22 protein-coding genes are annotated in these 23642 nt (G+C 64.7%); 8 read left to right on the top strand and 14 right to left on the bottom strand.

What is annotated here, in order from left to right:
- Positions 1-14: 14 nt before the first annotated feature.
- The 6 genes from AC3RCP_RS02480 to AC3RCP_RS02455 all read left to right on the top strand — a co-directional run bounded on the left by AC3RCP_RS02480 (position 15) and on the right by AC3RCP_RS02455 (position 6161).
- The gene (locus tag AC3RCP_RS02480; protein WP_492571708.1) at positions 15-1220 is read left to right on the top strand and encodes an SfnB family sulfur acquisition oxidoreductase; all 1206 of its coding nucleotides are present in this window, start codon (positions 15-17) and stop codon (positions 1218-1220) included.
- Positions 1220-2587 carry an LLM class flavin-dependent oxidoreductase gene (locus tag AC3RCP_RS02475; protein ID WP_492571709.1) on the top strand — a complete coding sequence of 456 codons (1368 nt, stop codon included), beginning with the start codon at positions 1220-1222 and terminating at the stop codon, positions 2585-2587. Before AC3RCP_RS02480 ends, AC3RCP_RS02475 begins: the two co-directional genes overlap by 1 nt.
- A 145-nt stretch (positions 2588-2732) precedes the next feature.
- The gene (locus tag AC3RCP_RS02470) at positions 2733-3542 is read left to right on the top strand and encodes a MetQ/NlpA family ABC transporter substrate-binding protein (protein ID WP_123573413.1); all 810 of its coding nucleotides are present in this window, start codon (positions 2733-2735) and stop codon (positions 3540-3542) included.
- Position 3543: 1 nt separating this feature from the next.
- A complete protein-coding gene (locus AC3RCP_RS02465; protein WP_492571710.1) occupies positions 3544-4692 on the top strand; it encodes a methionine ABC transporter ATP-binding protein in 1149 nt (382 codons plus the stop codon).
- Complete coding sequence (locus AC3RCP_RS02460; RefSeq protein ID WP_007925318.1) at positions 4682-5326, top strand: methionine ABC transporter permease; 645 nt, start codon at positions 4682-4684, stop codon at positions 5324-5326. The genes AC3RCP_RS02465 and AC3RCP_RS02460 overlap by 11 nt, the downstream gene beginning before the upstream one ends.
- A 208-nt stretch (positions 5327-5534) precedes the next feature.
- On the top strand, positions 5535-6161 hold the full coding sequence (locus AC3RCP_RS02455; protein WP_007925320.1) for a class I SAM-dependent methyltransferase: 627 nt from the start codon (positions 5535-5537) through the stop codon (positions 6159-6161).
- Between the two features lie 103 nt (positions 6162-6264).
- Here the strand turns inward: AC3RCP_RS02455 and AC3RCP_RS02450 are convergent, their stop codons facing one another.
- From AC3RCP_RS02450 to AC3RCP_RS02440, 3 genes are read right to left on the bottom strand one after another with little or no spacing between them, the layout of a single operon-like run.
- Positions 6265-9330, bottom strand: coding sequence for an efflux RND transporter permease subunit (locus AC3RCP_RS02450; protein ID WP_492571711.1), 3066 nt, complete (start codon positions 9328-9330; stop codon positions 6265-6267).
- Positions 9327-10397: an efflux RND transporter periplasmic adaptor subunit gene (locus tag AC3RCP_RS02445; protein WP_492571712.1), complete on the bottom strand. Its 1071-nt coding sequence runs from the start codon at positions 10395-10397 to the stop codon at positions 9327-9329. Before AC3RCP_RS02445 ends, AC3RCP_RS02450 begins: the two co-directional genes overlap by 4 nt.
- Positions 10394-11488 carry an efflux RND transporter periplasmic adaptor subunit gene (locus tag AC3RCP_RS02440; RefSeq protein ID WP_492571713.1) on the bottom strand — a complete coding sequence of 365 codons (1095 nt, stop codon included), beginning with the start codon at positions 11486-11488 and terminating at the stop codon, positions 10394-10396. Before AC3RCP_RS02440 ends, AC3RCP_RS02445 begins: the two co-directional genes overlap by 4 nt.
- Before the next feature lie 237 nt (positions 11489-11725).
- On the opposite strand from AC3RCP_RS02440, the gene AC3RCP_RS02435 reads away from it, so the two are divergent.
- The gene (locus AC3RCP_RS02435; protein WP_101336488.1) at positions 11726-12895 is read left to right on the top strand and encodes an AAA family ATPase; all 1170 of its coding nucleotides are present in this window, start codon (positions 11726-11728) and stop codon (positions 12893-12895) included.
- A gap of 222 nt (positions 12896-13117) precedes the next feature.
- Here the strand turns inward: AC3RCP_RS02435 and AC3RCP_RS02430 are convergent, their stop codons facing one another.
- The 11 genes from AC3RCP_RS02430 to AC3RCP_RS02380 all read right to left on the bottom strand — a co-directional run bounded on the left by AC3RCP_RS02430 (position 13118) and on the right by AC3RCP_RS02380 (position 22862).
- Positions 13118-13999, bottom strand: coding sequence for a transporter substrate-binding domain-containing protein (locus tag AC3RCP_RS02430; protein WP_007925329.1), 882 nt, complete (start codon positions 13997-13999; stop codon positions 13118-13120).
- On the bottom strand, positions 13996-14778 hold the full coding sequence (locus tag AC3RCP_RS02425) for an amino acid ABC transporter ATP-binding protein (protein WP_009041663.1): 783 nt from the start codon (positions 14776-14778) through the stop codon (positions 13996-13998). The genes AC3RCP_RS02430 and AC3RCP_RS02425 overlap by 4 nt, the downstream gene beginning before the upstream one ends.
- Positions 14775-15434, bottom strand: coding sequence for an amino acid ABC transporter permease (locus AC3RCP_RS02420; RefSeq protein ID WP_085533338.1), 660 nt, complete (start codon positions 15432-15434; stop codon positions 14775-14777). Before AC3RCP_RS02420 ends, AC3RCP_RS02425 begins: the two co-directional genes overlap by 4 nt.
- Entirely contained in the window at positions 15415-16080 is a 666-nt protein-coding gene (locus AC3RCP_RS02415; RefSeq protein WP_007925334.1) for an amino acid ABC transporter permease, read from the bottom strand. Before AC3RCP_RS02415 ends, AC3RCP_RS02420 begins: the two co-directional genes overlap by 20 nt.
- 558 nt (positions 16081-16638) lie before the next feature.
- Positions 16639-17421: a MetQ/NlpA family ABC transporter substrate-binding protein gene (locus AC3RCP_RS02410; RefSeq protein WP_492571714.1), complete on the bottom strand. Its 783-nt coding sequence runs from the start codon at positions 17419-17421 to the stop codon at positions 16639-16641.
- A 363-nt stretch (positions 17422-17784) separates the two neighbouring features.
- Entirely contained in the window at positions 17785-18717 is a 933-nt protein-coding gene (locus AC3RCP_RS02405; RefSeq protein ID WP_492571715.1) for a sigma 54-interacting transcriptional regulator, read from the bottom strand.
- Positions 18718-18773: 56 nt separating this feature from the next.
- Positions 18774-19355, bottom strand: coding sequence for an alpha/beta hydrolase (locus AC3RCP_RS02400; protein ID WP_009046421.1), 582 nt, complete (start codon positions 19353-19355; stop codon positions 18774-18776).
- A gap of 267 nt (positions 19356-19622) precedes the next feature.
- The gene (locus AC3RCP_RS02395) at positions 19623-20024 is read right to left on the bottom strand and encodes an ExbD/TolR family protein (RefSeq protein WP_007923324.1); all 402 of its coding nucleotides are present in this window, start codon (positions 20022-20024) and stop codon (positions 19623-19625) included.
- A 1-nt stretch (position 20025) separates the two neighbouring features.
- A complete protein-coding gene (locus AC3RCP_RS02390) occupies positions 20026-20751 on the bottom strand; it encodes a MotA/TolQ/ExbB proton channel family protein (RefSeq protein ID WP_009046420.1) in 726 nt (241 codons plus the stop codon).
- 63 nt (positions 20752-20814) lie between these two features.
- Positions 20815-21630: an energy transducer TonB gene (locus AC3RCP_RS02385; RefSeq protein WP_457295376.1), complete on the bottom strand. Its 816-nt coding sequence runs from the start codon at positions 21628-21630 to the stop codon at positions 20815-20817.
- A gap of 374 nt (positions 21631-22004) precedes the next feature.
- Positions 22005-22862: a LysR family transcriptional regulator gene (locus AC3RCP_RS02380; RefSeq protein WP_492571716.1), complete on the bottom strand. Its 858-nt coding sequence runs from the start codon at positions 22860-22862 to the stop codon at positions 22005-22007.
- Positions 22863-22971: 109 nt separating this feature from the next.
- Between AC3RCP_RS02380 and AC3RCP_RS02375 the strand changes: the two genes are divergently transcribed.
- Positions 22972-23631, top strand: a complete 660-nt coding sequence (locus AC3RCP_RS02375) for an ankyrin repeat domain-containing protein (protein ID WP_150048403.1) — start codon at positions 22972-22974, stop codon at positions 23629-23631.
- Positions 23632-23642: the final 11 nt, after the last annotated feature.

The following is a 23642-nucleotide window of genomic DNA, read 5'->3' as shown; positions in this document are numbered from 1 at the left end:
CTCTGGAGAAGTACATGACTCTTTCTCAACACGTCGCGGTCATAACCAGCGATGAGCAAGCCCTGATCGTCGCCAGCGACCTGGCCGAGGATTTCAAGCGCGACAGCGCCCTGCGCGACCGCGAACGCCGCCTGCCCCACCCCGAACTCGAAGCCTTTTCCCGCTCCGGCCTGTGGGGCATCAGCGTGCCCAGGGAATACGGCGGCGCCGGTGTGTCCAACGTCACCCTGGCCAAGGTCATCGCCCTGATCGCCCAGGCCGACGGCTCCCTGGGGCAGATCCCGCAGAACCATTTCTACGCCCTCGAAGTGCTGCGGGTGAACGGCAGCGAGGCGCAGAAGAAACGCCTGTACGCCGAGGTCCTGGCCGGCCAGCGCTTCGGCAATGCCCTGGCCGAACTGGGCACCAAGACCGCCCACGACCGCACCACTCGCCTGACCCGGGATGCGCAGGACGGACGCGACGGCTATCGCATCAACGGTCGCAAGTTCTATTCCACCGGCGCCCTCTATGCCCAGCGCATCCCCACGTCGGTGGTGGATGAACAGGGCGTGCAGCAACTGGCCTTTGTCCCGGCGGACAGCCAGGGCCTGAACGTGATCGACGACTGGAGCGGCTTCGGCCAGCGCACCACCGGCAGCGGCTCGGTGGTATTCGAGGACGTGTTCGTCGCCGCCGAGGACGTGATTCCCTTTCAGAGCGCCTTCGAGCGCCCGACCACCGTCGGCCCGCTGGCGCAGATTCTCCACGCCGCCATCGACACCGGTATCGCTCGCGCCGCCTATGAGGACGCCCTGCATTTCGTGCGCACCAAGACCCGGCCGTGGATCGATTCCGGCAGCGACAAGGCCAGCGAAGACCCGCTGACCCTCAAGAGCTTCGGCCACCTGAGCATTCGTCTGCACGCCACCGAGGCGTTGCTGGAGCGTTCCGGGGAGTTCCTCGACGCGGCCCAGGTCGAACTCGACGCCGAGACGGTGGCCGCCGCGTCCATCGCGGTCGCCGAGGCCCGCGCCATCAGCAGCGAAATCTCCCTGGCCGCCGGCAGCACCCTGTTCGAGCTGGCCGGCAGCCAGGCGACCCTGGCCGAACACGGCCTGGACCGTCACTGGCGCAACGCCCGGGTGCACACCCTGCACGACCCCGTGCGCTGGAAGTACCACGCGGTGGGCAACTACTACCTCAACCAGACGAACCCGCCACTGCGGGGGACGATCTGATGAGCGCTCTGGAGAAAGGCAAAAAAAAGATCCTGCTCAATGCCTTCAACATGAACTGCATCGGGCACATCAACCACGGCCTGTGGACCCATCCACGGGACACCTCGACCCAGTACAAGACTATCGAGTACTGGACCGAGCTGGCGCAGCTGCTGGAGCGCGGACTGTTCGACGGGCTGTTCATCGCCGACATCGTCGGGGTCTACGACGTCTACCAGAACTCGGTGGACGTGACGCTCAAGGAGTCGATCCAGCTGCCGGTCAACGATCCACTGCTGCTGGTTTCGGCCATGGCCGCGGTGACCCGCAACCTCGGCTTCGGCCTCACCGCCAACCTCACCTACGAGCCGCCGTACCTGTTCGCCCGGCGCATGTCGACGCTGGACCACCTGAGCCGCGGCCGGGTCGGCTGGAACATCGTCACCGGCTACCTCGACAGCGCCGCCAAGGCCATGGGCCTGAGCGAACAGGCCGAGCACGACCGGCGCTACGACCAGGCCGACGAATACCTGCAAGTGCTCTACAAACTCTGGGAAGGCAGCTGGGAAAACGACGCGGTGATCAACGACCGCGAACAACGGATCTACGCCCGGCCGGAGAAGGTGCACAAGGTCGAGCACAAGGGCGAGTTCTATCAGGTCGAGGGCTATCACCTGTGCGAACCCTCGCCGCAGCGCACGCCGGTGCTGTTCCAGGCCGGCAGTTCCGATCGCGGCCTGCTGTTCGCCGGGCGCCACGCCGAATGCGTGTTCATCAGCGGGCAGAATAAAGCCTCGACCCGCGCCCAGGTGGACAAGGTCCGCGCCAGCGCTGTGGCGGCCGGGCGCAATCCCGAGGACATCAAGGTGTTCATGGGGCTCAACGTGATAGTCGCCGCGACCGAGGAGCTGGCCTGGAAGAAGCACGCGGAGTACCGCAGCTACGCCAGCGCGGAGGCCGGGGTGGCGCATTTCTCGGCGTCCACCGCCATCGACTTTTCCCAGTACGAGATCGACGAACCGATCCAGTACGTGAAGAGCAACGCCATCCAGTCGGCCACCAAGAACCTGCAGAACAACGACTGGACCCGACGCAAGCTGCTCGACCAGCACGCCCTGGGCGGGCGCTACATCACCGTGGTCGGCTCGCCGCAGCAGGTGGCCGACGACCTCGAATCCTGGATCGCCGAGACTGGCCTGGACGGCTTCAACCTGACCCGCATCGTCACCCCGGAAAGTTATGCCGACTTCATCGACCTGGTGATCCCCGAGCTGCAACGCCGCGGCTCGTACAAGACCGCCTACGACAACGGCACCCTGCGCGAAAAGCTGTTCCGGCAGGACGCGCAATTACCGGAGCAACACAGCGGCGCCACCTATCGACCCTAACCCTGTAGCCGCTGCCGCAGGCTGCGATAAGGCCCGAAGGGCCTTCCAACGATCTCAAGAGCACGTCCTCTTCGAGGCCGATCGCAGCCTTCGGCAGCGGCTACAGGTCACCTGAACATCCCATGCACTGACTGGAAACCTGACCATGAAAACCAAGCTCTTAAGCCACCCAGTCAAAGCACTGGCCCTCGCCCTCGGACTGTTCGCCAGCGCGGTATTCGCCGCCGACGCGCCGCTGAAAGTCGGCACCACCGCCGCCTTCGCCATCCCCCTGGAGGCCGCCGTCGAAGAGGCCGGCAAACAGGGCCTGAAAGTCGAGCTGGTGGAGTTCAGCGACTGGATCGCGCCGAACGTCAGCCTGGCCGCCGGCGATATCGACGTGAACTACTTCCAGCACATCCCGTTCCTGGAAAACGCCAAGGCCGCCGCCGGTTTCGACCTGGTGCCGTTCGCCCCGGGGATCATCAACAACGTCGGCCTGTACTCGAAGCAATACAAAAGCTTCGACGAACTGCCCGAAGGCGCCACGGTGGCCATTGCCAACGACCCGATCAACAGCGGCCGCGGCTTGCAGCTGCTGGCCAAGGCCGGCCTGATCAGCCTCAAGCCGGGGGTCGGCTACAAGGCCACCGAGGACGACATTGTCGCCAACCCGAAAAAGCTGAAGATCCTCCAGGTCGAGGCCGTGCAACTGGTACGCGCCTATGACGACGCCGATCTGGTACAGGGCTACCCGGCCTATATCCGCCTGGCCAAGACCTTCGATGCCGGTTCGGCGCTGCTGTTCGACGGCCTCGACCACAAGGAATACGTGATCCAGTTCGTGATCCAGCCCAAGAGCAAGACCGACCCGCGGCTGATCAAGTTCGTCGATATCTACCAGCATTCGCCGGCGGTGCGCGCCGCCCTGGACAAAGCCCACGGCAAGCTCTACCAAGCCGGCTGGGAAGGTTGAGATGAGCGTCGCCTACCTTGCGCACAAGTCGCCGAACCAACCGCCCGAACAGCGGCAGGACGCGCAGCAGACCGAGCTGCATCCAGAACTGAACCGCGCCCACGTGCGCTTCATCGGCCTGACCAAGACCTATCAGAGCCAGCAAGGCCCGGTGCAGGCCCTGCACGGGATCGACCTGGCGATCCAGCGCGGCGAAGTGTTCGGCATCATCGGCCGCAGCGGCGCCGGCAAGTCGTCGCTGATCCGTACCATCAACCGCCTGGAACAGCCTTCGGGCGGCCGGGTGCTGATCGATCAGGTGGACATCGGCGACTTCGACGAAGACCGCCTGGTGGAGCTGCGCCGGCGCATCGGCATGATCTTCCAGCACTTCAACCTGATGTCGGCCAAGACCGTGTGGCAGAACGTCGAGCTGCCGCTGAAGGTGGCCGGCGTGCCCAAGGAACAGCGCGAGCGCAAGGTCCGCGAACTGCTGGAGCTGGTGGGCCTGAAGGACAAGCACAAGGCCTACCCGGCGCAGCTCTCGGGCGGGCAGAAACAGCGGGTGGGCATCGCCCGGGCGCTGGTCCACGACCCGGCGATCCTGCTGTGCGACGAGGCCACCTCGGCGCTGGACCCGGAGACCACCCAGTCGATCCTCGGCCTGCTCAAACAGATCAACCAGCGCCTGGGTCTGACCATCGTCCTGATCACCCACGAGATGGCGGTGATCCGCGATATCTGCGACCGGGTGGTGGTGCTGGAGCATGGGCATATCGTCGAGCAGGGGCCGGTCTGGGAAGTGTTCGGCAACCCGCAGCACGAGGTCAGCAAAACCCTGCTGGCGCCCTTGCAGCACGGCTTGCCGGAAGAGTTGCAAAACCGTCTGCTGGCCCAGCCGAAGTCTGCCGACGCGGCGGTGGTATTGCGCGTGCAGTTCACCGGCAGGACCAGCGACGAGCCGGACCTGGCCGCGCTGTTCAGCACCCTGGGCGGGCGCGTGCGGCTGCTGCACGGCGGCGTGGAACGGATCCAGGGGCATGCCCTGGGGCAATTGCTGCTGGCGGTCAGCGGCTCGTCCCTGGGCGCCGAGGAGCAACGTTTGCGCGCGCAGCACTTTTTGCACAAGCAATGGACACAACAGGTAGAGGTGCTGGGTTATGTGGTTTGATCGCTTGCTCCAGGGCGTTATCGATACCTTCCTGATGGTCGGCGTGTCGTCGCTGATCGCGCTGCTGGCGGGCATTCCGCTGGCGGTGATCCTGGTCACCAGCGGCAAGGGCGGGATCTATGAAGCGCCCAGGCTGAACAGCGTGCTGGGGGCCTTCGTCAACCTGTTCCGCTCGATCCCGTTCCTGATCCTGATGGTGGCGCTGATCCCCTTCACCCGGCTGATCGTCGGCACTACCTACGGCGTCTGGGCCGCCGTGGTGCCACTGACCATCGCCGCCACGCCGTTCTTCGCGCGGATCGCCGAGGTCAGCCTGCGCGAGGTCGACCACGGCCTGATCGAAGCCGCCCAGGCCATGGGCTGCCGGCGCTGGCACATTGTCTGGCATGTGCTGTTGCCGGAGGCGCTGCCGGGCATCGTCGGCGGCTTCACCATCACCCTGGTGACCATGATCAACTCCTCGGCCATGGCCGGGGCCATCGGCGCCGGTGGCCTGGGGGACATCGCCTATCGCTACGGTTACCAGCGTTTCGACAGCCAGATCATGCTCACGGTGATTGTGCTGCTGGTGATCCTGGTGGCGGCGATCCAGCTCGGCGGCGACCGCCTGGCGCGGGTGCTCAACAAACGTTGAGAAACGCCACCTTCGTTGTGACGAATAACCTGTAGCCGCTGCCGAAGGCTGCAATCGGTTTGGGCGGCATTCCGTGCGAAGCGGCCGTGCTCTTGAGAGCGCCGAAGGCCCTTCGGGCCTTATCGCAGCCTTCGGCAGCGGCTACAGAGGGCCGAGGGGACGGGCATGGGGTATATTCGGCACATCACTCCAGCCAACGCAGCCCGCCATGAAACTCGCTCCCGACGACCTCGACCAGATCACCTCCACCACCCTGGGTCACTACAACCAGGTGGCCGAAGATTTCCGCGAAGGCACCCGCGACCACGATGTCAGCCAGAACATCGACGCGCTGCTTCGACATATCCAGGGCACAGCGCCCTTCACCCTGCTGGACTTCGGCTGCGGCCCCGGGCGCGACCTGCAGACCTTTACCCGCCTGGGTCATATCGCGGTCGGCCTCGACGGCTCCGAACGCTTTGCCCAGATGGCCCGGGACGACAGCGGCTGCGAGGTCTGGCAGCAGGACTTCCTCAAGCTCGACCTGCCCGCCGAGCGCTTCGACGGCATCTTCGCCAACGCCGTGCTGTTTCATATCCCCTCGCAGGAGTTGCCGCGGGTGCTGCGCCAACTGCATGCCACGCTGAAACCCGGCGGCGTGCTGTTCAGCTCCAACCCGCGCGGCGACAACCGCGAAGGCTGGAACGGCGCACGTTATGGCGCCTACCACGACCTGGCGGCCTGGCAGCAATTGCTCACCGCGGCGGGGTTTGTCGAGCTGGAGCATTACTACCGACCCGCCGGCCTGCCGCGGGAGCAGCAGCCGTGGCTGGCGAGTGTGTGGCGCAAGGTTTGAGCGGTTTGCCAGATAGGCCGTAGCGCCTGGTTCGCGGGCAAGCCTCGCTCCTACGTAGGAGCGAGGCTTGCCCGCGATGGCGTCCTCTCGAACGAGCACAATCTCAAGCCGTGGTTTTCTTCGGCTCCTGGATCTTGTACCAGGCCACATACAGCGCCGGCAGGAACAGCAGCGTCAGCAGGGTGGCGACGATGATGCCGCCGATCATGGCGTAGGCCATCGGCCCCCAGAACACTTCCCGGGCGATGGGGATCATGCCCAGGCTGGCCGCCGCGGCGGTCAGCAGGATCGGCCGGCGCCGGTGCTCGGTGGCTTGCACCACCGCGTCCCAGGATGAATGACCGGCGCGCTCGAATTCGTCGATCTGGGTCACCAGGATCACCGAGTTGCGGATGATGATGCCGATCAGCGCGAGAATCCCGAGGATCGCCACAAAGCCCATGGGCGTGCCCGACGGCACCAGCGCCAGGACCACGCCGATCAGCCCCAGGGGCGCGACGCTGGCCACCAGGAACAGCTTCTGCACGCTGTGCAGCTGGATCATCAGGAAGGTCGCCATGAGGAACAGCATCAACGGCACCACCTTGGCGATCGGCCCCTGGGCCTTGCCGCTCTCCTCCACCGTGCCGCCGGTGGCCACCGAATAACCGACCGGCAGGCTGGCGGCGAACTTGTCGATGTCGGGCTTGAGCAACCTGACCAGGTCGGTCGGCTGGATCTCATCACGCACCGAGGCCTTGATGGTGATGGTCGGCTTGCGGTCACGGCGCCAGACCAGCGGCTGCTCCAGTTCGTAACGCACGGTGGCGAAGGCCAGCAGCGGAATCGAGGTGCCGTTGGGGTTGACGATCTGCAGGTTCTGCAGGGTTTCCGGGGAACCGCGCTCGCTGTCGTCGGCCCGGCCGACCACGTTGATCAGGTAGATGTCGTCATGCACCTGGGTCACGGTGGAGCCGCTGACGATGCTGTTCATCAACTGCGCCACATCCTCCGAAGACAGCCCCAACTGGCGGGCCTTGTCCTGGGCGATGTCGATGCGCAGCACTTTGCCCGGCTCGTTCCAGTCGTAGATGATCTCGCCGATGTGCGCGTTCTTGTCCAGTTCGGTGGCCAGCTCGATGGCGTGCTTGCGCACCTGGTCGATGTCCTTGCCGCTGACCCGGTACTGGATCGGCCGCCCCACCGGCGGGCCCATTTCCAGGGCCTGGACGTAGCTGCCGATACCGACGAAGTCGTCGCGCAGACGTTTTTTCAGGCGTTCGGTCAGCGCCGTGCGCGACTCCAGGCCCTTGCTGACGATCACCAGCTGCGCGTAGTAGGGGTTCTGCAGTTGCTGGTCCAGCGGCAGGTAGAAACGGATCGCGCCTTCGCCGATGTAAGTGCTCCAGCGCACGATGTCCGGATCGTCCTTGAGGGTCGCCTCCAGGCGATCCACCGCCATGCGGGTCTCGGCGATCGAGGCGTTCTGCGGCAGGTTGAGGTCGACGAGAATCTCCGGCCGGTCCGAGGACGGGAAGAACTGGTTCTGCACGAAGCGCATGCCGACCACCGACAGCACGAACGCCAGGACGGTAATACCGATGGCCCACCAGCGGTTGCGCATGGCCCACAGCAGGCCGCCATTGAAGGCGCGGCCGATGCGGCCCGGCTCCTCGGAGTGGGGCTTCACATGGGTGCTGAGGATATGCACGCCGATCACCGGGGCGAACAGCACGGCGACTATCCACGACACCAGCATGGCCACGGCGATCACCGCGAACAGGGTGAAGGTGTACTCGCCGGCGGAACTGGCGTTGAGGCCGATGGGCACGAAGCCGGCGACCGTTACCAGGGTCCCGGTGAGCATCGGGAAGGCCGTGGAGGTGTAGGCGAAGGTCGCCGCCTGCTCCTTGCTCTCGCCCATCTCCAGGCGCGTGACCATCATCTCCACGGTGATCATCGCGTCGTCCACCAGAAGGCCCAGGGCGATGATCAACGCCCCGAGGGAAATCCGCTGCATGGTGATGCCGCTGTATTCCATGAAGACGAAGACCATCGCCAGCACCAGCGGAATCGAGCACGCCACCACCAGCCCGGCGCGCACGCCCAGGCTGACGAAACTCACCACCAGCACAATCACCACCGCCTCGAGCAGCGCGCTGGTAAAGCCGCCGACGGCTTTTTCCACCACCTCGGCCTGGTCCGACACCGTGTGCACGCCCACGCCCACCGGCAGCTCGGCGGTGAGCTGGTCCATCTTGAGGTGCAGGGCCTTGCCGAAGTCCTGGATGTTGCCGCCCTTCTTCATGGCGATCGCCAGGCCGATGGCCGGCTGGCCGTTGAAGCGGAACTGCGGCGTCGAAGGGTCGACGTAGCCGCGGCTGATCTCGGCGATATCCGCCAGGCGATAGAAGCGCTCGTTGAGCCGCAGGTTGACCGTGGCCAGGTCTTTCTCGGAAGCGAACTGCCCCGAGGTGCGCACGGAAATCCGCTCCGGCCCGGCCTCGATCACCCCGGCCGGGGTCACCGCGTTCTGCGACTGCAGGCTTTGCAGAACCTGGCGCTGGTCGATGCCCAGCGCCGCCAGCTTGCGTGTGGAGAAGTTCAGGTAGATGACTTCGTCCTGCTCGCCGACCATCTCCACCTTGCCCAGGTTCGGCACCTCGCGGATCTCGGCGCGCACCTGCTCCACGTAGTCGCGCAACTGACGCATGCTCAGGCCGTCGGCGGTAAAGGCGTAGACCGAGCCGAACACATCACCGAATTCGTCGTTGAACCCCGGCCCTTGCAGACCCTGGGGGAAGTCGCCGCGAATGTCGTTGATCTTCTTGCGCACCTGGTACCAGATCTCGGGGATGTCCTTGGCGCTGGTGGTGTCACGCAGGTTGACGAACACCGTCGATTCGCCGGGGCGGGTGTAGCTTTTCACGTAGTCGAGGGAGTCCAGCTCTTCGAGCTTTTTCTCGATGCGGTCGGTGACCTGCTTGAGGGTTTCCTCCTGGGTCGCGCCCGGCCAGCGGGTCTGGATGACCATGGTCTTGATGGTGAAGGACGGGTCTTCCTCGCGCCCCAGGTTCAGGTAGGAGAACACGCCCATCAGCAGGGCGACGAACATCAGGTACCAGATGAAGGACTGATGCTTGATGGCCCACTCGGATAAATTGAAGCTCCCTTTTGTGGCCGGCGTCATCGTGGGCTGTCCTCGTCGATTTTGACTTTCTGCCCCGGTTTGAGGCTGTTCACACCGGCGCTCACCACCCGCTCGCCGATTTTGATCCCGCTGCCGATCAATGCCGAATCATGGTCGCGGCTGAGCACCGTGACCTCCTGCGGCGCCACGGTCCGTGCCTGCGGGTCGACGATCCAGACCCGGGTCTGGCCGTCCACTTCCTGCAGGGCCGACAGCGGCACCTCGATGCGCGGGACGATGGCGGAGCTGAGGGTCACGCTGATGGCCGTGCCGAGGCGGAATGCTTCGGGGGTTTCGGTCAGGGTCAGGCGCGAGCGCCGGGTGCGGGTGGCGCTCTGCGCCTGGGGTTCGATTTCACGCACGATGGCGGTGGTGTTGATGCTCGGGTCCAGCTGCAAGGCGACCTTGAACACCACGTCGGCCGGCAACTGATCCACCAGGGATGCCGGCAGGTCGATCACCGCTTCCTTGATGTCCGGACGGGCCAGGGTCACCACCTGCTGGCCGGCGCTGACCACCTGGCCGGCCTCGGCATTCCAGGCGGTGACCACGCCGCCGTGATCGGTGCGCAGCTCGCTGTAGGCGAGTTGGTCGCGGGCCTGGCTGACCGCGGCCCTGGCCTGGTCCAACGAAGCGCGGGTGGTCTTCAGGTCGGTCTGGGCGATATCCAGCTGCGCCTGGGCGCCGACGCCACGATCGAACAATTGCTGCTGGCGCCGGGCGTTGGCCTGGGCATTGATCCATTGCGCCTCGATCCGGGCCAGGTCGCCCTGGGCGGAACGCAACTGGTTCTGCTGGTCGGTGGGGTCGAGGGTGGCGAGCAAGGCGCCCTTGCCCACCTCAGCGCCGACGTCGACATTGCGATTGGCGATACGCCCCGGCACCCGGAAACCGAGGTTGGTTTCATAGCGGGCCTGGATGCTCCCGGCGAACCGCCCGAGGCTTTCCTCGGACTCGGCGCGCACCTCGAACGACAGCACCGGGCGCACCGGCTCGGGCGCCGGTTCTTCCTTGGAGCAGGCGCCCAGCGTCAGGCCGGCGCATAACAGCAGGGACAGGCGCTTCATGGCTGGGCTCCTTGGGTGCCGGTCTCGGCAACGATCTCGACGAGCATCCCCGGGTGCAACAACTGGCCACCGGCGATCACCACTTTTTCGCCGCCCTTGAGGCCGTCGCTGATGATCACCTTGCCGGTCTGGTAACGCCCCACCGTGACGGTGTGCAGGGTAGCCTTGCCGTCCTCGCCCACCAGCCATACGGCCGGCTCGTTGAGGTTCTTGGTCAGCGCCGCCCAGGGCAGCTCGACACTGGCCTGGCCGGCCGCATGGGCGCTGGCGCTGACCACCGAGCCCAGGTCCATGCCCGCCGGCAGGCCGTCGAGGGCCACCTTGACCTGCACCGTGCCGCTCTGCGCCGACACCACCGGGGTGACTTCACGCACCTTGCCGGTGGTCTTGATGTTCGGGTTGTCCAGCAGGCTGACGGTGATCGCGCCTTGCTTCGGCGGGGCCACCAGCAGCGATTCGTAGACGTTGAACACGGCGTCGCGCTCGCCGTCGCGGGCCAGGCTGTAGATCGGCACCGTGGCCTGCACCACCTGGCCGACTTCGGCCTGGCGCGCGGTGATCACCCCCGGCGCGTCGGCGATCAGCGCGGTGTAGCTCAGTTGCTCGCGGGCGTTGGCCAACTGCGCCTGGGCCGCGCTCAGGGCGCTCTGGCTGCTGCGCAGCGCCGCCTGGGCGGCATCGTATTCGCTCTGGCTGGTATAGCCCTTGGGCAGGAGTTTCTGCTGGCGGACGAAGGCCGCGCTGGTCTGCTTGACCCGTGCCTGTTCGGCGAACACCGAGGCGGCGGCGGAATCGACATTGGTCTGCAGGTCTTTCGGGTCGAGCCGGGCCAGGACCTGTCTGGCCGTGACCCGGTCGCCGACGTCGACCAGGCGCTGGATGATCTTGCCGCCGACGCGGAACGACAACTCGGTCTGCACCCGCGCCTGCACATCGCCGGTCAGGGTCACCTGCGCGGCGAAATCGCGGGTCTGCACTGGCTGCACGCGCACCCGCGGCCGCTCCTTTTCGCTCGGTTTTTCCGCGCCACAACCGCTCAGTAGAGCAGCCAGCATCAAACCCACTATCCACTTCGATTCGAGACCAGCCATGCAGGCTCCTTGGCGCGACGCCATCGTACAGGTGACGATACGACTGTGAGCTTAGAACAGGGTTCCACTGCTGCACGCAAGGGGATCACAAACCCTGTAGCCGCTGCCGCAGGCTGCGATCGAGCGCAACGCGGGCGCTGCTTTGGCAAACGCAGGAAGTCCTGGGGAGCTGTCGCGGCGGCTACACAATCGGCACCAATCAGGCACACTGCGCCTCCATGCACAAGGAGCCCCGGCATGCTCAAGACCCTGGCAGTGGCCAATTACCGCTCGATCAACAAACTGGTGATTCCGCTGCAGCGGCTGAACCTGATCACCGGCCCCAACGGCAGCGGCAAGTCCAACCTGTACAAGGCCCTGCGCCTGCTGGCGGAAACCGCCCAGGGCGGGGTGGTCAACGCGCTGGCCCACGAAGGCGGCCTGGACTCGACGTTCTGGGCCGGGCCGGAGCAGATCAGCCGACGCATGCGCAATGGCGAGGTGCCCATCGAGTCCAGCGTGCGTCAGACCAGCAAGCGCCTGCGCCTGGGCTTTTCCGGCGAGGACTTCAGCTATGCCATCGCCCTGGGCCTGCCCATGCCACTGCCCGAACACGTGTCCTACTTCTCCCTGGACCCGGAAATCAAACGCGAATGCATCTGGGCCGGGCCGCTGTATCGCCCGGCCAGCCTGCTGGTCAACCGGGCCGGGCCGATGATCCGCACCCGCGAGGGTCGCGACTGGGACGTGCTGGCCCAGCACACGCCGACCTTCGACAGCCTGTTCGACCAGGTGGGCAACCTGCGCTCTTCACCGGAAGTGTTGTTGCTGCGTGAGAACATTCGCGGCTGGCGCTTCTACGATCACTTTCGCAGCGACGCCGAGGCGCCGGCGCGGCAACCGCAACTGGGCACCCGCACCCCGGTGCTGCATCACGATGGCCGCGACCTGGCGGCGGCCCTGCAAACCATCCGTGAGATCGGTGACCCCGAGGCCCTGCAAAGGGCGGTCAGCGACGCCTTCCCCGGTGCCCGCCTGAACATCGCCCCGCTGCAGGGCGGGCGCTTCGCCATCGAGTTCCATCAGGACGGTCTGCTGCGGCCGCTGTCGGCGGCGGAGCTGTCGGACGGCACCCTGCGCTACCTGCTGCTGGTCGCCGCCCTGCTGACGCCGCGGCCACCGACGCTGATGGTGCTCAACGAACCGGAAACCAGCCTGCACCCGGACCTGCTGCCGGCCTTGGCGCGCCTGATCATTCGCGCCTCGCAGCAGTGCCAGGTGTGGGTGGTGTCCCATGCCAGCCGGTTGATCGCGGCGTTGCAGCAACACCCGGAGTGCAACTGCATCGTGCTGGAGAAAAATTTCGGCCAGACCGAAATCGTCGGCCAGGGGATGCTCGATGAACCGGCGTGGTATTGGCCGGATTGAGCGGCCTCAAAAATATCGCGGGCAAGAACCAGGCGTCGCCCCTGCTCCTACGGGGTGCAATGCTTGCCGGCATGGTCGCATGCAATCCCTGTAGCCGCTGCCGCAGGCTTCGATCGACCCGGGCCGCGTTCGGAGAACGGTCGCAGCGGCTTCAAGGTCGCCGAGGTCCTTCGGACCTATCGCAGCCTGCGGCAGCGGCTACAGGGGCTCAGGCACAGACTGTCACCCCTGCCACTTGCCGCCTTCGACAATCACGCTTTCAGGCTTGGTGTCGTCGCTCAGTTCCTTGCGCACGTACTGGTCGTAAAGCTTGAGCAGGTACTTGTCCTCGCCCAGCTTGGCCAGCTCGGCGTTGACCCAGTCACGCAGTTCGATATTGCCCTTCTTCACCGCCGGCGCGATCGGCGCCTGCTCCCCCAGGGTCTGCGGCAGTACGCGGTAACCCGGGTTCTGCTTGGACCAGCTGAACAGGATCAGGTTGTCCTGGGCATAGGCATCGCCGCGGCCGTTGGCCAGGGCTTGCAGGGACTCGGAGTTCTTCTCGAACTTCAGCAGTTTCCAGTCCGGGTGGTTCTTGGTCAGCCAGATATCGGCAGTGGTGCCGGTGGTGACGATAGTGGTGCGGCTCGCCAGGTCATCCAGGCTCTTCACTTCGCTGCCATCCGGCACCAGGGCCTGTACCGCGACCTTGAGGTTGGGGTTGGTGAACTCCACCGCTTCCTTGCGCTCCGGGGTGACGGTCATGTTGGCCAGGATCAGGTCGACCTTGTCGCTCTGCAGGAACGGAATGCGGCTGGCCGGCTCCACCGCGACGAACTCCACCTTGTTCTCGTCGCCCAGCAGGTCCTTGGCGAATTGCCGCCCGATATCGGTATCGAAGCCCACGTAGCGGCCGGTCTCGTCGACGAAGCCGAACGGCGGCTTGTCGGTGAACACGCCGACGATCAGCTTGTCGCGGGCCTTGATCTTGTCCAGGTAGCCGGCCGCCGGGGCAGCGCTGGCGCTGGCCGCAGGCTTGGGCGCCTCGGCGGATTTATCGCAGCCGGCCAGCAGGGCGAGGCCGAACAGCGGGAGTAGCAGTAGCGAAGACTTGGCAGTTTTCATAAGAGCTCCAGTTCCTTTGCAGGGATCTTTTTTGGCAGTGTTTCAACGAAGGAGAATTTCTCCAGGAACTGCTGCGCTCGTGCGCTCCGCGGGTTCGTAAAGAAGATCTCGGGAGGGTGCTGTTCGAGGATGCGCCCGGCATCCATGAACACGATGCGGTCGGCCACCGCGCGGGCGAAGGCCATTTCGTGGGTGACGATCAACAGGGTCATGCCGTCCCGGGCCAGGCCCTGGATCACTTGCAGCACCTCCTTGACCATCTCCGGGTCCAGCGCCGCGGTGACCTCGTCGAACAGCATCACCTGCGGGTTCATGCACAGCGAACGGACGATGGCGATGCGTTGCTGCTGGCCGCCGGAGAGCTGGCGCGGGAAGGCATCGCGCTTGTCCGAAAGGCCCACCCGTTCCAGCAGCGCCTCGGCCTGGGCGCGGGCTTCGCGGCGGTCGCGTTTCTGCACCTTGAGCGGGCCGAGCAGGATGTTGTCGAGCACGCTCATGTGCGGGAACAGGTGGTAACTCTGGAACACCATGCCGATGTCCTGGCGCACCTGGCGCCAGTCGGTGGCCGGGTCCAGCAGCTCTTGGCCGGCGAATCTCAGGTGGCCGCCGTGGGCTTTTTCCAGGCCGTTGAGGCAGCGCAGCAAGGTGGACTTGCCGCAGCCGCTGGGGCCGAGAATCACCACCACTTCGCCCTGGGCGACCTTGAGGTCGATGTCCTTGAGCACCTGCTGCTCGCCGAAAAACTTGTTGAAACCCTGGAACTCGATCAGTGCGCTCATGCTTGCGTCCAGCGCCGCTCCAGCACGCGCGAGGCGGCCGACAGCGGGTAGCAGATAAAGAAGAAAAACAGGAACAGGGCGCCGTAGATCAGCACCGACTCGTAGGTGCGCTCGATGATCTGCTGGCCGACCTTGATCACGTCCACCACGCCGATCAGCACCGCCAGCGAGCTGGTCTTGATGATCCGCGTGTAGACGTTGATGGTCGGCGGCGTCATGCGTTTCAGCGCCTGGGGCAGCAGCACGTAGCCGTACAGCTGCGGGTCGGACAGGCCGATCGACAGCCCCGCCTCGCGCTGGCCGCGGGGCAGCGAATGCAGGGCGCCGCGCACCACCTCGCCGACTTCGCTGGCGCCCCACAGCGACAGTACCAGCACCGCGCAGGTGAAGCTGGGGATGCTGATGCCGAAGAAGATCGGGAATCCGAAGAACAGCAGGTACAGCCAGACCAGCACCGGGATCGCCCGGAACAGCTCCAGGTAGATGCGCAACACGGCGTTCAGCCATTTGCGGTCGAGGGTCCGCAGCACGCCATAGAGCACACCGCCGACGGTGCTGAAGGCGATGCTCAGCAGGGAGATCGATAACGTCTGCGCGGCGCCCTTGCCCAGTTGCGGCAAGGACACCCAGAGCAGTTCAAGACCCGAACTGGCCATGCTGCAACCTCCTTTCCAGACGGCTGAGCAACAGCGACAGCGGCAAGAACAGCAGCACGCAGATCAGCGTGAGCACGGCGAGCATTTCGTAGGTCTTGTAGTAGAGGGCGATGTAGCTCTTGGTGGTATAGAGAATCTCCGGCACCGCCACCGCCGAGACCACGGTGGTTTCCTTGAGCAGGAAAATGAAATTGGCGAACAGCGACGGCAGGCTGAGGATCCCGGCCTGCGGCAGGATCACGTAGCGCAGCAGCTGCCAGTGCGACAGGCCGATGGAGCGCCCCGACTCCAGCTGGGCCGTCGGCACCGCTTCGACGCCGGCGCGCAGCACCTCGGTGAGGTAGGCGCCGCCAAGAAAGGTCATGGTGATGATCGCCGCGGCGAACCCGGAAATCTTCAGCCCCAATGCCGGCAGGGCGAAGTAGACGAAGAACAGCTGGATCAGCAGCGGGGTGTTGCGCGCCAGCTCCACGTACAACCCGATCAGGCGCTGCAGGTAGGGGGTGCGGAACACCAGGATGGTGGCGTTGATCAGGGCCACCAGCAGGGAGGTGGCGATGGCGATCAGGCCGACCTGCAAGGTCACGCCCACGGCCTTGAGGAAGGCCGGCAGCGTACTGAGGATAAAAGCGTAGTCGAGGGTCATGGCAATCCTGGACGCCGCTGGGGTACAGCGGCGGTGGTGCAGTCCATTGGGCGGTGGGTAACCACCCGGCAGGCATCGACTTTAAAGCTATAAAAACAATAATTTAAATACCGTTAAAGCATATTGATATCACTCAAAAAACTAACCTGCGGGGTTTGCCATGCGCGCCTGAGCCGGCTACTTTTCTGACGCCGTAAGGGATCTTTCCGATTCCAAGGAACGGACAAGCGGCCCCCGACTTCAACGGGCCAGACACGTACATGGACGATAAGAACAATGACCGACCTCAATACCCCGCAACCTCTCGATCCGCAGGACATCGTCAAATGGCTGAAGGCGCTGTGCCGGGCCATGAAGCCTTCCTGAGCAAAATCCCTTCATCGTTGATTGCCCGTAGTTGCGTCCTTGCCGATACACCGCGGCGCCTGGATCGCGAGCACGCTTGGCTCCTACAGAAGCAAGGTGAAGCCGTTCTTGCGGGCAATAAAAAACGCCGACGCTGTAGAAGCCATCGGCGTTTAAACCTTGAAGGGGTTTGTACGACTTAAGCGTAGCCCATCAGAAGGCAGGCAATACCGCGCCGCTGTATTTCTTCGCGATGAATTCTTTCACTTGCGGGCTGGTCAGGGCCTTGGCCAATTTCTGGATGGCGGCGCTGTCCTTGTTGTCCGGGCGGGCCACCAGGAAGTTCACGTAAGGCGAATCGGCCCCCTCGATCACCAGCGCATCCTTGGCCGGGTTCAGGCCGGCTTCCAGGGCGTAGTTGGTGTTGATCATGTCCAGGTCGACCTGGTCCAGCACGCGCGGCAGCAGGGCCGACTCCAGCTCCTTGAACTTGAAGTTGTGCGGGTTCTTGGCGATGTCTTTCGGGGTCGCCAGGGCGTTTTTCGGGTCCTTGAGTTCGATCAGGCCGGCCTTCTGCAACAGGATCAGGGCCCGGCCGCTGTTGCTGCCTTCGTTCGGAATGGCGATGGTCGCGCCGTCTTTCAGCTCGGCCAGGGTTTTGACTTTCTTCGAGTAGCCGCCAAACGGTTCGACGTGCACGCCAACCACGGTCACCAGGTTAGTGCCCTTGCCTTCGTTGAAGCTCTTCAGGTACGGCAGGGTCTGGAAGTAGTTGGCGTCCAGACGCTTCTGATCGACCTGCACGTTCGGCTGCACGTAGTCGGTGAAGACTTTGATTTCCAGGTCCACGCCTTCCTTGGCCAGGGTTGGCTTGATCAGCTCGAGGATCTCGGCGTGCGGCACAGGGGTGGCCGCCACTACCAGTTTCTCGCCAGCCTGGGCCAGACCGGCACTCAGGGCAGCCGCCAGTGCGGTGAACAACAGAACCTTTTTCATGCAGTGTCCTTATGAGTCGTCAGTGACGACGGCTTTTGTAATGAAGGTGCCAGCGAAGTGCTATCTCTGGCGTGGAGCGGACAATACCGGGATTTTTTATGCCTTAACAATATCTTTTATTCACGTTGATATTCCATTTTGTTCATACACAATCGGACCGCTCTAGCCCGCATCCGGGGCGCTGTGCATGCCCCTGTAGCCGCTGCCGCAGGCTGCGATCGAGCGCGCAGCGCTCGTCAGGTTTTCAGGCTGCCTTCAAAGGGATTGCGCAGTCGTATGGGCGGCCGCTGCGCGGCCGATCGCAGCCTGCGGCAGCGGCTACAGAAAGCAGCCCGCTGCACGAATCAGGAATGGGAGAGGACTTCAGATCACCCCGTGTTGCTTGAGCAGGTGTTTCAGCGCCTGCAACTCGGCGGCGGAACCGTCCGCGATCAGGCCCTTCAACTGTTGATCCACCAGCTCCAGCCGCGACAGCTGCGGCGGCAGGTTCAGGTGCTCCGGCAGGATCTCCTCGCCACTGCTGACCAGCAGGGCAAAGTGAATGACGTTCTCCAGCTCGCGGGTGTTGCCCGGCCAGCTGTGCTGCTCCAGCACCTGCTGGGCGGATTCGCTGATCAGCGGCACCGGCAGGTCCAGGCGCTGGCTGTAGATGCCAAGGAAGTATTCGGCCAACGACAGGATGTCGCCGACCCGCTCGCGCAGCGCCGGCAGTTCCAGATGGCCCTCGCCGAGGTAGTGATACAGCCGCTCATGGAACTTGCCCGCCGCCACCGCCTGGGCCAGGTCGATGCTGGTGGCCGCCACCAGGCGCACGTCCACCGGGCTCGGCTGATGGGCGCCGACCCGGGTCACCTCATGGTTTTCCAGGGCCGACAACAGCTTGATCTGGATCGGCAACGGCAAGTCGCCGATCTCGTCCAGGTACAGGGTGCCGCCGTTGGCCGAGCCGAACCAGCCGGCGCGGCTGCTGGCCGAGCCGCTGAAGGTGCCGGCGGCGTAGCCGAACAGTTCGGCGTCGGCGTAGGTAGGGCTGATGGCTCCGCAGTTGACCGACACGAACAGGCCGCTGCGGTCGCTGGCGCGGTGGATATGCCGGGCCAGCAGCTCCTTGCCACTGCCGGTTTCACCGCGGATCAACACCGAGATCGCCCGCGGCGCCAGCTGTTCCAGCTCCTGGCGCAACTGCCGCGAACGGGGATCGACGAACACCAGCGCCTTGGCGCGGATGCTCAGCGGGCTTTTTTCAGCATCGGGAAAGGTCAGCAACGGCTGGCCGAAAGACTCATGCAGACTCATGGCAGACTCCCGCCCAAATCCGCTGGCAGGCGGGGGCGTTTAACAAAAAGAAAAAATCAGGCGCGGCGCAGGGAGTGCTGTTCCATGCGGTTTTGCAGGCGATAGAGATACGCGAAACCCTGCTCCCAGCGCTGGTGCCCGGACTTGACGTTGATATGCCCGGCACCGGACAGGATCCCCGCCTCGGCGCCCCAGTGGCGGGCCAGCTCCAGGGCACGCGGCGCACTGATGGCGCTGTCGTTGTCGGAGCTGACTATCTGGCTCGGGAACGGCAACAGGTCGCTGGGGATCGGCGCGAAATTGCGCAGCGCCGGGGCGCAGGCCGGACGCTCGACATCCGCCGGCGCCACCAGCAACGCACCACGCACCTGGCGCAAGGCGCTGACCGGCGCATGGGCGGCCCAGTGTGCGACGGTGATGCAGCCCAGGCTGTGGGCGATCAGGATCACCGGGGTGCTGTCGGCGGCAATCGCCTCGGCCAGCGCCGCGACCCAGTCTTCGCGCCGGGGCGTCAGCCAGTCGGCCTGCTCCACCCGCGCACTGTTCGGCAGGCTGTTCTGCCAGTGGCTTTGCCAATGATCTTCTGGCGATCCTTGCCAGCCCGGCACAATCAGGTAGCGAATTGATTCATTGCGCATGGGGAGCTCTCCTGCGTGTCTGTTCCCGATCGAGTATAGGGACGAGAGTTATATTCGTTAAGGAATAAGAAGCTATTTATTAAGACCCATAAAGAATATCAAACACCACCTGTATCGATCCTGTACGAACGCTGGCGTTCAGGCCGGCAAACCGCAGTGTCTGCATCGCGTCCGTCCAGGCAACCGCGCCTGGCCAAATCGCAGGCAAAAAAAAGGCCGCACCCTGCCAAGGAGACGGCCTGAAAAGTCGTGGCTTACAACACTGGGTCAGCGGGCGGTGATCACCGAAAGCTTGGTGATACCGGCACGCTCGATGGAGGCCATGGCACGGGCCACTTCGCCGTAGTTGACGCCGTCGTCCGCCTGCAACTGCACGCGAACTTCCGGGTCCTTGGCCTTGGCCGCCTGAAGATTGGTTTCCAAAAGGTCCGGCTGGATCTCGTCCTTGTTGATAAAAAGTTTGCCGGTGCCGTCGATGCTCACCACCAGCGGGTCCTTCTGCTCCACCGGGGCCACGGCCTCGGTCTTGGGCAGGTTGATCGGAATCGCGTTGGTCAACAGTGGCGCGGTGACGATGAACACCACCAGCAGTACCAGCATCACGTCCACCAGCGGCGTGACGTTGATCTCGCTCAGTACCTCATCGCTGTCCTGGGTCGAGAAGGCCATGTCAGGACGCCTCCTTCACTTTCTGCGCGCTGCCCTGGGCCGCGGCCTTGTGCGCGGTCGGGTGGATCAGCACGCGGAACGAACTCTTCTGCGCCAGGCTGTAGAAGTCATGGGCGAAGTCATCGAGGTCGGCGGCGGTCAACTTCAAGCGCCGCAGGAAGTAGTTGTAAACCAGCACCGCCGGCACCGCGACGGCGATCCCCACGCCGGTGGCGACCAGTGCCGCGCCGATCGGCCCGGCCACGGTTTCCAGGCTCGCCGAGCCCGCCGCGCTGATGCCTTTCAGGGCTTCCATGATCCCCCACACGGTGCCGAACAGACCGATGAAGGGCGAGGTGCTGCCGATACTGGCAACCACCGCCAGGCCGGTTTCCAGGGAACGCCGCTCACGGACGATCTGCTGGCGCAGGGCGCGCTCCAGGCGGTCCTGATGATTGATGGCCTGGCTCAGGTCCGCCGCGTGCGCTGTGTCGCCGACCTGGATCGCCGCGTAGCCGGCCTGGGCCACACGAGCGGCGGCACCGGGCTGGGTTTCGCTGAGCTCGGCCGCCGAGTCGAGGCTGGAGGCGGCCCAGAACTGTTTGTGAAACTTGCGATCCTGGGCCTTGAGGCGGGCGAACTGCGCGCCCTTGAGCAGGGCCAGGCCCCAGGTGGCCACGGAAAAGACCACCAGCAGCCAGATCACCGCGCTTTCGATGGATTCGAGTGGAGATGCCAATAAACTCATGATGTGTCCCTCTGTATAACCCTTGTAAGAGCGAGCGTGCTCGCGATAGCGCCTGGCGCAGGCTCAATGAATCTTGAAATCGATGGGTACGCTGACCCAGCCGTCCTGGGCGACATCACCCTGCTTGGCCGGCACGAAGCTCCAGCGCTTGACGGCCGATAACGCTGCGTCGTCGAGTTGCTGGCGACCGCTGCTTTTCTGAATCTGGATCTCGCCGGGCTTGCCGCTGGCCAATACGTGCACCCGCAGCAGCACCGTGCCTTCCCAACCGCGACGCTGGGCCAGCGACGGATATTCCGGCGCCGGGTTCTTCAAGTACGCGGCATTCGCCGAAGCCGGAGTCACGGGCGCCGGGGCCGGTGGCGCGGGCGGAGCCGGAGCGGCGACAGGCGCGGCCGGTTGTGGCGGCGCGGGCTGTTGCTGGACCGGTTTCGGCGCCGGCTTGGGCTCAGGCTTGGCCACCGGTTTCGGCTTGGGTTTGGGAATCGGCTTGGGCGGTGGCGGCTTGACCGCCAGTTCGTCCTCCACCGGCGGTGGCGGCTCCACCACCGGCTGTACCGGCTGCGGTGGCGGCGGTTCGACCACCGGCGGCGCGGGCCGAGAAAACTCGATGGTCATCGGCGGAATTTCCGGCGGCACGATCGGCAATACCGGGGTCGGCTGCTGGTTGATCCAGTAGATCACCGCACCGTGCAACAGTAGGGCGATCACCCCGAGCGCAATCGCCTCGCGCCGCCGCAGCCCGGCCTTGGGTGCTTTCTGCAAGCGCAATTGGCCCAACGGCAAGCGATGCGGCCGGCCGAGATCGACCAGATCGCCGCTCGGTGCCTGACGCCACAGCACCTCATGTGCACTGGCGGCGGTCTGGACATTGCCCATTGATTAACTCCCTACAGTCTTTTGCGAATAACCCGACCCACACCTGCGAACTTCCCAGGAGCAGCGTCGAGGGCTGAATGATTGGCGCCAGACACTTATCTCCGAAAGTAACCTTTAAAGTTATGGATAGATCAAAAACGCATACTTAAACCCGTCATCTCGCGCCAGGCCGTGCGGATCAAGGGCTGCGGGGAAGGAGTCAAAAAGCCATGCTTTGCGAGCATTGAAAATATTCGCCAAAGGCATCGCATCGCCGCGGCAAAACCGCAGCGAAGCGACAGCAGTGGCGAAATGAAGGAGTCCGACCGAACGTCGATCAAAGGAATCAGGGCGCACCCGATAAAGCGGATCTCAAGCACCCATGAACAGGGTGTTCAGACGTTCAGTACCTGGCTCTCGCACAGCTCCAGCAACTGGCTTTCCAGGGCCTTGCCGGCCCGGCTCAAGCCGCTGCTGCCGTACAACGCCAGGCGCACGCCCTGGATGTCCGGCAAGCCGCTGGCGGCGTCGAGCACGCGATGCCCGGCGCCCACCACTCGCACCGGCAGCAGGCTGATGCCCAGGCCCGCCGCCACCGCCGAGCAGACGCTGGCCAGGCTGGCGCTGGAGTAACCGATGCGCCAGCGCCAGCCACCAACCTCGAGGTGGTGCAACATTTCATGGCGATACAAACCGCCCACCGGGAACGCCACCAACGGCAACGGATCGCGGCCAAAGGCCGGGGTGGCGCGGCTGTCGACCCAGCACAGGGGTTCCGGCCACGACGCCAGGCAGTCGTCGCCGGCGCCCATCTGCTTGACCAGCAACAGGTCGAATTCGCCGCGTCGATAGAGCCGGGTCAATTCCGGGCCCAGCCCGCTGGTGACCTCCAGGCGCACGCCGGGATGGTCCTGGCCGAAGCGCGACAACAACGGCATCAGCCGCTCGGCGGCGAAGTCTTCCGGCACCCCGAGGCGCAACACGCCTTCGCTCTGTTGATGCAGCAACACATCGCTGGCCTCTTCGTTGAGGGCCAGGATCCGTCGCGCGTACCCCAGCAGACGCTCGCCCTCGGCGGTGGCCACCACCCGGCGCTGGTCGCGGTCGAGCAACTGGCAGTCCAGGCTCTCCTCCAGCCGCCGCACCTGCTGGCTGACGGTGGACTGGGTGAGGTGCAGGCGCTCGGCGGCACGGGTGAAGTTGGCGCAGTCGACGACGGCGACAAAACTGCGCAGCAGCACAGGATCGAACATGGCGACACCATTCTGAATGCCACTGATTGGCATGGTTATATTTAATTTCAGAATACATCAGGGCCTGAGCATACTCGGCGCTCATTTACCGCACAGGGAGCCTGATGCCATGCGTTACCTGTCTTGCAAACACGCGGTCCTGGCAATCTGTCTATTCGTGGTGGGGGTGGTGATGGCAAAGGATAACCAACTGCTCGAAGCGGTCCGCGACGGGCAGTTGCCCAAGGTCCAGGCGCTGCTTCGCCAAGGCGTGGACGTCAACGTGCGCGGCCTGGACGGCAGCAGCCCGTTGCTGCTGGCCACCGCCGCCAATCAGGTCGAGATCGCCCGGGCGCTGATCGAGGCCGGCGCCGACGTCAACCAGAAGAACCTGATCCACGACAGCCCCTACCTGCTGGCCGGCGCCAGCGGACGCAATGCGATCCTGCAGCTGACCCTGGCCCACGGCGCCGACCTGAAAAGCACCAACCGCTACGGCGGCACCGCGCTGATCCCGGCTTGCGAGCGTGGGCATGTCGACACCGTGCGCCTGCTGATCGAGGCCGGTGTCGACCTCGATCATGTCAATCGCCTCGGCTGGACCTGCCTGATGGAAGCCATTGTGCTGGCCGACGGCGGCCCGGCGCACCAGCAAATAGTCACTCAGTTGATCGCCGCCGGCGCCAACCTGAACCTGCCGGACAACGATGGCCTGAGCCCCCTGCAACAGGCGGAAAAACGCGGCCAGAGCGCCATCGCCAAACTGCTGCGGGACGCCGGCGCGTCCTGATGTATGCCTTA

This window comes from Pseudomonas sp. GW822-FHT05A08 (assembly GCF_058800485.1).
The sequence above is the reverse complement of the archived record's forward strand: the minus strand, read 5'-3'. Positions and strand labels throughout refer to the sequence as shown.

Coding starts and splice junctions, on each gene's coding strand:
- AC3RCP_RS02480 (WP_492571708.1), top strand. CDS start 15: ATGACTCTTTCTCAACACGTCGCGGTCATAACCAGCGATGAGCAAGCC.
- AC3RCP_RS02475 (WP_492571709.1), top strand. CDS start 1,220: ATGAGCGCTCTGGAGAAAGGCAAAAAAAAGATCCTGCTCAATGCCTTC.
- AC3RCP_RS02470 (WP_123573413.1), top strand. CDS start 2,733: ATGAAAACCAAGCTCTTAAGCCACCCAGTCAAAGCACTGGCCCTCGCC.
- AC3RCP_RS02465 (WP_492571710.1), top strand. CDS start 3,544: ATGAGCGTCGCCTACCTTGCGCACAAGTCGCCGAACCAACCGCCCGAA.
- AC3RCP_RS02460 (WP_007925318.1), top strand. CDS start 4,682: ATGTGGTTTGATCGCTTGCTCCAGGGCGTTATCGATACCTTCCTGATG.
- AC3RCP_RS02455 (WP_007925320.1), top strand. CDS start 5,535: ATGAAACTCGCTCCCGACGACCTCGACCAGATCACCTCCACCACCCTG.
- AC3RCP_RS02450 (WP_492571711.1), bottom strand. CDS start 9,330: ATGACGCCGGCCACAAAAGGGAGCTTCAATTTATCCGAGTGGGCCATC.
- AC3RCP_RS02445 (WP_492571712.1), bottom strand. CDS start 10,397: ATGAAGCGCCTGTCCCTGCTGTTATGCGCCGGCCTGACGCTGGGCGCC.
- AC3RCP_RS02440 (WP_492571713.1), bottom strand. CDS start 11,488: ATGGCTGGTCTCGAATCGAAGTGGATAGTGGGTTTGATGCTGGCTGCT.
- AC3RCP_RS02435 (WP_101336488.1), top strand. CDS start 11,726: ATGCTCAAGACCCTGGCAGTGGCCAATTACCGCTCGATCAACAAACTG.
- AC3RCP_RS02430 (WP_007925329.1), bottom strand. CDS start 13,999: ATGAAAACTGCCAAGTCTTCGCTACTGCTACTCCCGCTGTTCGGCCTC.
- AC3RCP_RS02425 (WP_009041663.1), bottom strand. CDS start 14,778: ATGAGCGCACTGATCGAGTTCCAGGGTTTCAACAAGTTTTTCGGCGAG.
- AC3RCP_RS02420 (WP_085533338.1), bottom strand. CDS start 15,434: ATGGCCAGTTCGGGTCTTGAACTGCTCTGGGTGTCCTTGCCGCAACTG.
- AC3RCP_RS02415 (WP_007925334.1), bottom strand. CDS start 16,080: ATGACCCTCGACTACGCTTTTATCCTCAGTACGCTGCCGGCCTTCCTC.
- AC3RCP_RS02410 (WP_492571714.1), bottom strand. CDS start 17,421: ATGAAAAAGGTTCTGTTGTTCACCGCACTGGCGGCTGCCCTGAGTGCC.
- AC3RCP_RS02405 (WP_492571715.1), bottom strand. CDS start 18,717: ATGAGTCTGCATGAGTCTTTCGGCCAGCCGTTGCTGACCTTTCCCGAT.
- AC3RCP_RS02400 (WP_009046421.1), bottom strand. CDS start 19,355: ATGCGCAATGAATCAATTCGCTACCTGATTGTGCCGGGCTGGCAAGGA.
- AC3RCP_RS02395 (WP_007923324.1), bottom strand. CDS start 20,024: ATGGCCTTCTCGACCCAGGACAGCGATGAGGTACTGAGCGAGATCAAC.
- AC3RCP_RS02390 (WP_009046420.1), bottom strand. CDS start 20,751: ATGAGTTTATTGGCATCTCCACTCGAATCCATCGAAAGCGCGGTGATC.
- AC3RCP_RS02385 (WP_457295376.1), bottom strand. CDS start 21,630: ATGGGCAATGTCCAGACCGCCGCCAGTGCACATGAGGTGCTGTGGCGT.
- AC3RCP_RS02380 (WP_492571716.1), bottom strand. CDS start 22,862: ATGTTCGATCCTGTGCTGCTGCGCAGTTTTGTCGCCGTCGTCGACTGC.
- AC3RCP_RS02375 (WP_150048403.1), top strand. CDS start 22,972: ATGCGTTACCTGTCTTGCAAACACGCGGTCCTGGCAATCTGTCTATTC.